The organism is Kitasatospora sp. NPDC059747, from assembly GCF_042732955.1.
Taxonomy (GTDB): domain Bacteria; phylum Actinomycetota; class Actinomycetes; order Streptomycetales; family Streptomycetaceae; genus Kitasatospora.
In genome coordinates this window covers 8,539-17,999 of the sequence record NZ_JBHWGV010000157.1, presented here as the reverse complement: position 1 = coordinate 17,999, position 9,461 = coordinate 8,539, and the positions used below count along the sequence as shown (strand labels likewise).

The following is a 9,461-nucleotide window of genomic DNA, read 5'->3' as shown; positions in this document are numbered from 1 at the left end:
GGGGGGGGGGGGGGTGTGGGGGGGGGGCGGCGGGGGGGGGCCGCGCGGCGGGGCCCCCCCCCCCGGGGGGGGCGCGCCCCCCCGGTCCGCGGGTCAGGAGGTGGCCTGGACGCCCTGAAGGGCGCTGATCAGGCTGTCCACGTCCTGGACGGTGTTGTAGAGGGCCAGCGACGCGCGGACCGCGCTCTGGACGCCGTAGGCGGCGAGGGCGGGCTGGGCGCAGTGGTGGCCGGCGCGGACGGCGATGCCCTGCTGGTCGAGCCGGGCGGCGACGGCCATCGGGTCGACGCCGGCGAGCAGGAAGGTCAGCACGCCGATCTTCCCGGGCGCGTTGCCGATCAGCCGGAGCCCGGGCACGGTGGCCAGGGCCGCCATGGCGTACGCGGTGAGCTGTTCCTCGTGCGCGGTGGCCGCCTGGCGGTCGAGGCCGGACAGGTAGCGCAGCGCGGCCCCCAGGCCGGCGACGCCGGCGATGTGGCCGGTGCCGGCCTCCAGGCGGTGCGGGACGGGGGCGTAGGTCGTCTCGTCGAAGGAGACCGAGTCGATCATGTTGCCGCCGCCCTGCCACGGGGGCATGGCCTCCAGCACGTCGCGCTTGCCGTACAGGACGCCGATGCCGGTCGGGGCGAAGATCTTGTGCCCGGAGAAGGCGTAGAAGTCGGCGTCCAACGCCTTGACGTCGACCGGGAAGTGGCTGACCGCCTGGGCACCGTCGACCAGCACCCGGGCACCGTACCGGTGGGCGAGCGCCGTCATCTCGGCCACCGGCGGGACGGTGCCCAGCACGTTGGACGCGTGGGTGAGCGCGACCAGCTTGGTGCGGTAGCCGAGCAGGTCCCGGTAGGCGTCCTGGTCGAGCTGCCCGTCGGGGAGCAGCGGGATCGGCACGACCCGGGCCCGCCGCTCCTTGGCGATCAGCTGCCAGGGCACGAGGTTGGAGTGGTGTTCGGCGGCGGAGACGAGGATCTCGTCGCCGACGCCGAGGTTGGCCCGGCCCCAGCTCTGCGCCACGAGGTTGACGGCCTCGGTGGTGCCGCGGACGAAGACGATCTCGTCCGGGTCCGGGGTGCCGAGCAGTCGGGCGGCCTCGGCGCGGCCCTCCTCGTAGACCTGGGTGGCCTGTTTGGCGAGGGTGTGGGCGCCGCGGTGGACGTTGGAGGTGCTCGTCGCGTAGTGCTCGCCGACGGCCTCGACGACCTGGCGGGGCTTGAGGGTGGTGGCCCCGTTGTCCAGCCAGACGAGCGGGTGGCCGTTCACCTCCCGGTGCAGCTGCGGGAAGTCGCGGCGGACGGCCTCGACGTCGAACCCGCCGGCGGGCGCGGCGGGCGCCGACGTGGCCTGCGGGGCCTGCGGGGCCGACGTGGCCTGCGGCGCCGACGGGGCCTGCGGGGCCGAAGGGGCCGCCTGGGGCGGCAGCCAGTAGAACGGGATCGCGGTCATGTCGGTCCCGTACGGCGGCCGTTGGGCCACTCCGTGGATCCCGGAGCCGCGCCCGAACCCGTCAGGAGTAGTCATGGTAGTTGGACACCTCGACGTTCTGGAGCACGGCGACCGCGTCGTCCACCAGGGCGGCGGTGGAGAAGTAACTGGTCACCAGGTACGAGGTGATGGCCTGCCGGTCGACGCCCATCGCCCGCACCGCGAGGCCCGGCTCGACCTCGTCCGGCACCTTCGCCGGGCGCAGGCCGACGACGCCCTGGCGGTCCTCGCCGACGCGCATCAGCAGGATGTTGGTGGTGCCGGGCGCCGAGTTCGCCGAGCCCTTGAGGTCGAGCTTGTCGGAGGGCAGCAGCGGCACGCCGCGCCAGGTGAGGAACGGGCTGCCGAACAGCTCGACGATCTGCGGCGGCACCCCGCGCCGGGTGCACTCGCGGCCGAACGCGGCGATGGCGCGCGGGTGGGCGAGGAAGAACGCCGGCTGCTTCCAGACCCGGGTGAGCAGCTCGTCCATGTCGTCCGGGGTCGGCGCGCCCTTGCGGGTGCGCACGCGCTGGCTCGCGGCGACGTTGTTGAGCAGGCCGTACTCGGCGTTGTTGAGCATCTCCCACTCCTGGCGCTCGCGCAGCGCCTCGACGGTCAGCCGCAACTGGGCCTGGACCTGGTCGATGCCGGAGTTGTAGACGTCCGCGACGCGGGTGTGCACCCGCAGGACGGTCTGCGCGATGCTGAGCTCGTACTCGCGCGGGCTGTCCTCGTAGTCCACGAAGGTCTCGGGCAGGTACGGCTCGCCGGCGTGGCCCGACTGGAGGTCGATCGGGTGCTCGCGGTCGGTCGACGGCCGCACGGAGGCGGCGGCGAACTCGTCGAGCTGCGCCCGCAACGAGGGCTCGCGGTCGGCGAGTTCGACGAGCGTGCGGCGTTCGACGGAGAGCACGGTGCACGCGCTCACGGCCTTGACCCGGTACGTCGTGTCGGTGCCGTTGGCCCACTCGGCGCCGTCGAAGAAGTCGCCCTCGCCGAGAACGGCCAACAGGGCGTCCGCGCCGTACTCGTTGGTGGCGCGCTTCTCGGCGCGGCCGAACGCGATGATGTGCAGCTGGTCGGCGGGGGCGCCGGCCTCGACGATGAGCTCGCCGGGCGCCACCTCGCGCTCGACGAAGGCGCTGGCGAGCGCGGCGAGCAGCGGGCTGTCCACCTGGCTGAGGAAGGCCAGTTCGCGCAGGTCCTCGGCGACGACCTGGTTGGCGCCGGCGCCGTCGACGTAGGTGCTGATCAGCCCGTCGCCGAGGATGAAGCCGCGGCGGCGGTTGACGCGGAAGACCCCGGCCTCCAGGTCCACCCAGGGCAGCGCGCGCAGCAGGTAGCGCGGGGTGATCCCGAGCATCTGCGGCACGGTCTTGGTGGTGGTGGCGAGGTTCCGGGCGGCGGAGGTACTGAGGCTCTGCTGACTCTGCTGGCTCTGCTGGACGGCCTCGGTGGTCACGTGTGGTCCCCTCCCGTAAATCGGCTGATCCGACGATGCGTCAGATTGTTGCGGCCGATCCGGGTTCGTGTGAGGACGTTTAGGTTCACCGATCTGTGGACGCACCAGTACGCAGGGCTACCGAGCCCCGCCAAACTCACTCGAACGAGTGAGTTTGGCCATAAGCGCCCCGGATGTGTTCCCAAGCAGGGCTTTGAACAGCGCAGTAAAACGGGGCCGACGTCAGCCCACCCGGTGCGCGGCCTCGGTCAGCACGGCACCCAGCGGCAGGTCGATCCGGGCCGCGGCCAGGTCGTCGCCACGGGTCCGCCCCTGGTTGACGATCGCCACCGGGGTGCCCGCGCGGGCCGCGTGCCGCACGAAGCGCAGGCCCGACATCACGGTGAGGGACGACCCGAGCACGACCAGCGCCTGCCCGGCGTCGACCAGCCCGAAGCAGCGCTCCACCCGGGGCTTCGGCACGCTCTCGCCGAAGAACACGACGTCCGGTTTGAGGACCCCGCCGCACGCCCCGCAGGGGGCGACCCGGAACGCGTCGACCAGCTCCTGCGGCAGCTCGGCGTCGCCGTCCGGGCGGACCTCCGCCCCCGCCGCGCGGAAGCCCGGGTTCAGCTCCTCCAGCCGCCCGTCCAGCTCCTCGCGCGCGCTGGTGCGCCCGCACTCCAGGCACACCACCCGGTGCAGTCCGCCGTGCAGTTCGACGGCCGCCCGGGTGCCGGCGGCGCGGTGCAGGCCGTCGACGTTCTGCGTGATCACTGCCGCCACGTGGCCCGAGCGGCGCAGCCGCTCCACCGCCCGGTGCCCGGCGTTGGGCTCGGCCGCCGCGATCGTGCGCCAGCCGGTGTGGCTGCGCGCCCAGTACCGGCGGCGGGCCTCCTCGCCGGCGGTGAACTCCTGGTACGTCATCGGCGCGCGGCGGCGCCGGCTGCCGGTGGCGCCCCGGTAGTCGGGGATGCCGGACTCCGTCGACAGCCCCGCGCCGCTGAGCACCACGACGCCCCGCCCGGCCAGCAGCCGGACCAGCGTCTCCAGGCCTTCGAGGTCGGCCGCCGTGGCGTCGTCGAGCGTCGCGTGCGCACTCACGGGGCAAGAGTAGAACTCATGGACGAGTGACGGCGAGGACGGCCATGTCGTCGTCCCGCGGGCCGCCCGTCCAGGCCGCCACGTCGCGCCCCAGGGCGTCCAGCACCTCCCCCGGCCCGGCGAACGGACCCAGCGGGGCGAGGCCCCTCACCGGGTCGTAGAACCGCCCGGCGCCGTCCCGGGCCTCGGTGACGCCGTCCGTGACCAGGAGCAGCGTGTGCCCGGCCGGGAACGGCCACCGGTCCGGCGCCGAGCGGTCCGGGCCCAGCGCGCCCATGCCGAGCGGCAGGCCGGGGTCGGCCGCGTCCAGGCGCCGCACGCCGCCCGGGCCGGCCGCCCCGCCCGGGCCGCCCAGCAGGTACGGCCCGGGGTGGCCGCAGCTCAGGACGTGCACGGCGTCCCGGCCGCCCGGGAACTCCGCGAGCAGCGCCGTGCTGAACCCCTCCGTCCGCACCTCCTCGTCGCGGTGCTCGCTCTCGCGGGCCAGCGACTGCTCCAGGGCGTCCGCGAGCGCGACCAGGTCCGAGGCGCGCGAGGCGTTCTCCCGGAACGCCCCGAGCAGCACCGACACCGTCGCCACCGCCGGCAGGCCCTTGCCCCGCACGTCCGCGATCATCAGCCGCACGCCGTACGGAGTCTCCTGGACGGCGTACGCGTCGCCGCCGATCAGCGCCTCCGTCTGGGCTGCCCGGTAGCAGGCGGCCACCGTCAGCTCCCCCGCCCGGTCCGGCGGCGCGGGCAGGACGGCCAGCTGGGCGGCCTCGGCGACGCTGCGCACCGTGGCCAGCCGCCGCCCGTGGCGGGCGACGACGCGGTTGATCCAGACGCCCAGCAGCGCGGCGAACACGGTGTTGGTGAGCTCCAGGTAGCCGCCCTCGGTGCCGACCGTGCCGTCGCGGAAGGACAGCGCGACGATGCCCACCACGTTGGCGGCGCCGACGGCGAGCGTGTCCCGCAGCGGGAGCAGCGCGCCCGCCAGGACGGCCGCGGCGGCCACCATCGGGTCGCCCCAGTAGTTCGTCGTGTCGATGGCGTTCCACAGCAGGCCGCCGGCGACCAGCAGCCACGGCAGCACGCGCAGGTAGCGCGGCCACGGGCCGTCCCTCGGTGTCATCGGCGCCACCCGCCTTCCTGGCTCCGCTCGCGGGGGCGGTCTCGCTTCCGATCCTAGGGCGAAAGACACGCCCTAGAAGCTCCGGGACCGGCTGGGGCGCCCATGCCCGCGGACCCACTGCCAGGCGGTGCGCGCCGCCGCGACCGGGTCGAAGGCGGCGGGCCGCCCCCGGGTGAACGGGTAGCAGGCGAGGCCGATGAGGACGGCGGTGAAGTGGCCCGCGCTGGTGAAGTCGCGGTTCTGCAGCAGGCCGTAGCCGTAGAACACGACCACACCCGCCGCGTACACGTACCGCCACGGGCGGACGAGGGCGTACGTGAGCACGGCGACGACGCCCGCGAGGGCGTAGCTCACGCCGACGTCGAGCGTGTAGACGGCCCGGTGCGGGGCGAGGCCCCGGCTGATCGCCCAGTACAGCGCGCCCTCGCTGATGTACGTCGCACCGATGTGCGCGATCAGGACGACCGCGAGCCAGCGCACCGTGCCGAGCCACCGCTCGGCGGGCACGTGGAAGACGTTGTAGAGCACGAAGTAGAACCACCAGCCGCCGCCCTCGATCCACAGGGCGCTGCTGAACAGCACCTTCAGCGGCGCGACCTCCAGGTGGTGCAGGTTGGTCGAGCGCTTCTCCAGGATGTGGTGGGCCACCCTCGGGCTCACCCGGTCGATCACGAAGGTGGTGCCGAGCAGGATCGCCAGCCAGACGAAGGTGCCCGGCGCGCTCCGGACGTACGACCAGACGGCCCGGGCCAGCACGGAGGTGCGGCCCGGCACGCGGGCGTGGCTCATCGAGGATCCTCTCTCCGTTCGCCCAAGCCTCGCCCAAGCCCATCACACCCCGGCGACAGGACAGGGCCGTCCGGGTGAACCGGAAGCACTGCGGGGAGCGTCGTCCTCTCCGTAAGCCCCCCGTTCAGGAGATCGCACCCATGGCAGCCATCCGTCCGACCCCCGGCCGAATACGCACCGGCCTGCTCGCCCTCGCGGTGGCCGCCGCGCTCACCGGCGGGCTGCTCTGGTGGCAGCCGTGGCACCACGAGCCGAAGCAGCTCGCGTTCACCACGGCCACCGGCGGCACCGACCGCGCCGGCACCGGCGAGCACCTGTACCGGTACAAGGTGCGGGTGGAGAACGGGCTGCCGCAGCGCCCCGAGCAGTTCGCGGCCGACGTGGACGCCGTCCTCGGCAACGTCCGGCAGGGCTGGGCGGCCGGCGGCGCCGTGTCCTTCCAGCGGGTGGCCGCCGACCCGGTGGACTTCACGGTGTACCTGGCCACCCCGAAGTCCACCGACCGGATCTGCGGCCAGTACGGACTGGACACCGGCGGCACGGTGAACTGCGCGGCCGGCAAGCAGGTCGTCATCAACGCCAAGCGCTGGACCGACCTCACGCAGTTCTACACCGGGCGCCCCGAGCTCTACCACGCGCTCGCGGTCAACCACGAGGTAGGCCACATCCTCGGGAACGGGCACGTCGACTGCCCCGGCGCGGGCGCTCCCGCACCGGTGATGATGCAGCAGATCAAGGGCATGCACGGCTGCGTGCCGAACGGCTGGCCCTACTCCGAGGCCGGCACCCTGCTGACCGGCCCGCCCGTCCCGGCGTCCACGGCCTCGCCGGCGCCGTAAGCGGTTCACACGGGCCGGCGCCCCGCGCCCACCAGTTCCACCAGGTGCTCCGCCGCCACCGCGGCACCGTCCGCGCGGACCGTGCCCGCGACAGCGGCGGCCCGGGCGCGCAGCTCCGGGCCGAGGGCCGTCCCGAGCGCGGCGGACAGGGAAGCCGCGGTCGGCACCGGACCGTCGTGCGCCACGCCGATGCCCAGGGCGGCCACGCGGGCGGCCCAGTACGGCTGGTCGACCACCTGCGGCACCAGCACCTGCGGCGTCCCGGCGCGCGCGGCGGCCGTCGTGGTGCCCGCGCCCCCGTGGTGCACGACCGCGGCGACCCTCGGGAACAGCGCCTGCTGGTTCACCTCGCCGACGACGAAGCAGTCGTCGGCGCCGTCGATCGGGGCCAGGTCCGCCCAGCCGCGCGCGACGACGATCCGGCGGCCCTGTGCGCGGCCCGCGTCGACGACGTCCTCGGCGATCGTCTCCTTCGACTGCCCCATCGGCATGCTGCCGAATCCCACGTACACCGGGGCCTCGCCGGCCTCCAGGAACGCCACCAGGTCCGCCGGGAGCGGGCGGTCGTCCGGCAGGATCCACGCGCCGCTCTGCACGGGGTCGACGCCGGCCGGCCGCTCCCAGGGCCCGAGCACCGGGTCCGTCGCCAGCCACGGACGGTCGGTGTTGACGTGGGTGCGCACGTCGTCCACCCGGGGCAGGCCCACCGTCGCCCGGTGCTCGTTGACCACCCCGCCGAACACCTCGTTCATGACGCCGACGTGCAGCTCCCACAGCACCCGGTTGTCGGTGACGTCCTCGGGGAACGGATGCCCGGGATACGTGTACGGCCGGTGGTGCGGGGACGGCAGCATGGTCGGCTGCAGCGCCACGTAGGCGAAGTGGACGCCCAGCTTCTCGGCCGCCGACCGCGCCCCGGCCACGGTCGGGAACAGGCCCGTCGCCACCACCGCGTCGGCGTCCCCGGCCGCCGCGGACACCGCCTCGAAGTAGCCGGCGGTCAACCGCGCGGCGCGCTCCTGGATGCTCCCCGCGATCGGCCGCACACCCGTCACCAACTCCCGCACCGACGGACCGGCCGGCACCAGCTCCACACCGACGTCGGCCAGCCGCTTGGCGAACTCCTCGTCCGGCGGCGCGCACACCCGCACCTCCGCGCCGCGTTCGCGCAGCCGCACGGCCAGCGCCGCCATCGGCTCGACGTCTCCGCGCGACCCGTACGTCGACAGCACCACTCGCATCGTCGTGACTCCCCGTTTCCGCAGGTTGAGACCTCGTTGAGATCTTGAGGTGGTGATTCTGCGGGACAGTGGGGGCCTTGCCGCAAGACCCCCGGTGCGCTATAAGTTGAGAGTGGCAGGGAGTGGGCACACCTCCCTGACGCCGACTCAAGTCACCCGATTCTCCTCAAGGCTGACCGAAAAGCAGGTCCTCACGGCCGACCGGCACCCCCCTGATGTGACACCGGCAACAAGGGTGTTGTCATCAGCGGCAGGGCAAGGGGAGGATGGTTGCGGGGCGTAGCAATATCCCACGATCCGTACCGAATTGGCACCGGCCGCTCGGCGTGATCGGGAACGCCCCCACGCAAGTGATGAGTGCACGAAACGGGGGAATCGTGGACTGGACACGTCGACAGGTGTCGCGCGCGGGGCCGCCACGGACCGGACGTCCCTGCGCACACGCCTGCCCGCTCACGGGCTGAAACTCCCCGGGCTCTCCCCCACCTCGTTCCCGGCGAATTCGACGACCGCTTCGACGACCGCTTCGACGACCGTCCCGGCGGTCGTCCGGCCGGTCACGCCCGGGACCGGCCCCACCGGTCCCGCCCCCACCCACCGCGGAAGACCGACCCACCCGCGCCACCGAACCTGGAAGGCATCATGCAGGTGCTCATCGTGGAAGGCCAGGAAAGCGTCTCCCGAGCGCTCGCGGTCAGACTGGAGCAGCACGGCTACGAGGTCGCGACCGCCCCCAGCGGCGCAGCGGCACTGGAGTCCTGCGACGACACGGACATCATGCTGCTCAACATGGAGCTCCCCGACCTCGACGGCCTGGAGGTCTGCCGGCGCATCCGCACCATCAGCGACACCCCCATCGTCGCCTTCACCGACCGGACGGCCGACCTGGGCCGGATCCGCGGCCTCCGGGCCGGTGCGGACGACTGCCTCGACAAGCCGTACGAGTTCCACGAGTTGCTCGCCCGGATCGAGGCGATCATGCGCCGCGTCCGCCGGGTCCTCGGCGTGCCGTCCGTCCCGGTGCGGGTGCTGACGATCGGCGACGTCTCCATCGACGGCGCCACCCGCGAGGTGCGCCTGCGCGGGCGGGCGGTGCAGCTCACGCGCAAGGAGTTCGACCTGCTGCACTACCTGGCCCGGCACCCCGGCACGGTGGTCTCGCGCCGCCGCCTGATGAGCGAGATCTGGGACGATACCTCCGCCCACGCGCTCGGCCCGCGGGCCAGCCGCACGCTCGACACCCATGTCAGCTCGCTGCGCGGCAAGTTGGGCCACAGCGGCTGGATCGTCACGGTGCGCGGCGTCGGCTTCCGGATGGGCCACGTCTGCACGAGCCGCGCCCGGCCCGACGCCGAGGCGGGCTGATCCGGCGGGGCGCGGGCCCCCCGGGCCCCCCCCCCGGGCGCGGGGGCGGCGGGGGGGGCAGCACGGCCGGGGGCCGGGGTGCCGCCCCCCCCGGCCCCCCCGCGGGG

At 73.9% G+C, this 9,461-nt stretch carries 8 protein-coding genes; 2 read left to right on the top strand and 6 right to left on the bottom strand.

Annotated elements, in window-relative coordinates; translation table 11 throughout:
* Positions 1-93: 93 nt before the first annotated feature.
* From ACFV4G_RS39240 to ACFV4G_RS39220, 5 genes are all read right to left on the bottom strand, one after another.
* Positions 94-1,515, bottom strand: a complete 1,422-nt coding sequence (locus tag ACFV4G_RS39240; protein WP_380447645.1) for a SufS family cysteine desulfurase — start codon at positions 1,513-1,515, stop codon at positions 94-96.
* The gene (locus ACFV4G_RS39235) at positions 1,502-2,923 is read right to left on the bottom strand and encodes a family 2B encapsulin nanocompartment shell protein (RefSeq protein ID WP_380447643.1); all 1,422 of its coding nucleotides are present in this window, start codon (positions 2,921-2,923) and stop codon (positions 1,502-1,504) included. Before ACFV4G_RS39235 ends, ACFV4G_RS39240 begins: the two co-directional genes overlap by 14 nt.
* A 222-nt stretch (positions 2,924-3,145) precedes the next feature.
* Positions 3,146-4,006, bottom strand: a complete 861-nt coding sequence (locus ACFV4G_RS39230) for an NAD-dependent protein deacetylase (RefSeq protein ID WP_380447641.1) — start codon at positions 4,004-4,006, stop codon at positions 3,146-3,148.
* Between the two features lie 16 nt (positions 4,007-4,022).
* Positions 4,023-5,120 carry a PP2C family protein-serine/threonine phosphatase gene (locus ACFV4G_RS39225; RefSeq protein ID WP_380447639.1) on the bottom strand — a complete coding sequence of 366 codons (1,098 nt, stop codon included), beginning with the start codon at positions 5,118-5,120 and terminating at the stop codon, positions 4,023-4,025.
* Positions 5,121-5,192: 72 nt separating this feature from the next.
* Complete coding sequence (locus tag ACFV4G_RS39220) at positions 5,193-5,909, bottom strand: rhomboid-like protein (RefSeq protein ID WP_380447637.1); 717 nt, start codon at positions 5,907-5,909, stop codon at positions 5,193-5,195.
* Positions 5,910-6,049: 140 nt separating this feature from the next.
* On the opposite strand from ACFV4G_RS39220, the gene ACFV4G_RS39215 reads away from it, so the two are divergent.
* Entirely contained in the window at positions 6,050-6,748 is a 699-nt protein-coding gene (locus ACFV4G_RS39215; RefSeq protein WP_380447635.1) for a DUF3152 domain-containing protein, read from the top strand.
* Between the two features lie 5 nt (positions 6,749-6,753).
* Here the strand turns inward: ACFV4G_RS39215 and ACFV4G_RS39210 are convergent, their stop codons facing one another.
* The gene (locus ACFV4G_RS39210; protein ID WP_380447633.1) at positions 6,754-7,989 is read right to left on the bottom strand and encodes a glycosyltransferase; all 1,236 of its coding nucleotides are present in this window, start codon (positions 7,987-7,989) and stop codon (positions 6,754-6,756) included.
* Positions 7,990-8,631: 642 nt separating this feature from the next.
* On the opposite strand from ACFV4G_RS39210, the gene ACFV4G_RS39205 reads away from it, so the two are divergent.
* On the top strand, positions 8,632-9,354 hold the full coding sequence (locus ACFV4G_RS39205; RefSeq protein ID WP_380447631.1) for a response regulator transcription factor: 723 nt from the start codon (positions 8,632-8,634) through the stop codon (positions 9,352-9,354).
* Positions 9,355-9,461: the final 107 nt, after the last annotated feature.

Coding starts and splice junctions, on each gene's coding strand:
- ACFV4G_RS39240 (WP_380447645.1), bottom strand. CDS start 1,515: ATGACTACTCCTGACGGGTTCGGGCGCGGCTCCGGGATCCACGGAGTG.
- ACFV4G_RS39225 (WP_380447639.1), bottom strand. CDS start 5,120: ATGACACCGAGGGACGGCCCGTGGCCGCGCTACCTGCGCGTGCTGCCG.
- ACFV4G_RS39220 (WP_380447637.1), bottom strand. CDS start 5,909: ATGAGCCACGCCCGCGTGCCGGGCCGCACCTCCGTGCTGGCCCGGGCC.
- ACFV4G_RS39215 (WP_380447635.1), top strand. CDS start 6,050: ATGGCAGCCATCCGTCCGACCCCCGGCCGAATACGCACCGGCCTGCTC.
- ACFV4G_RS39210 (WP_380447633.1), bottom strand. CDS start 7,989: ATGCGAGTGGTGCTGTCGACGTACGGGTCGCGCGGAGACGTCGAGCCG.
- ACFV4G_RS39205 (WP_380447631.1), top strand. CDS start 8,632: ATGCAGGTGCTCATCGTGGAAGGCCAGGAAAGCGTCTCCCGAGCGCTC.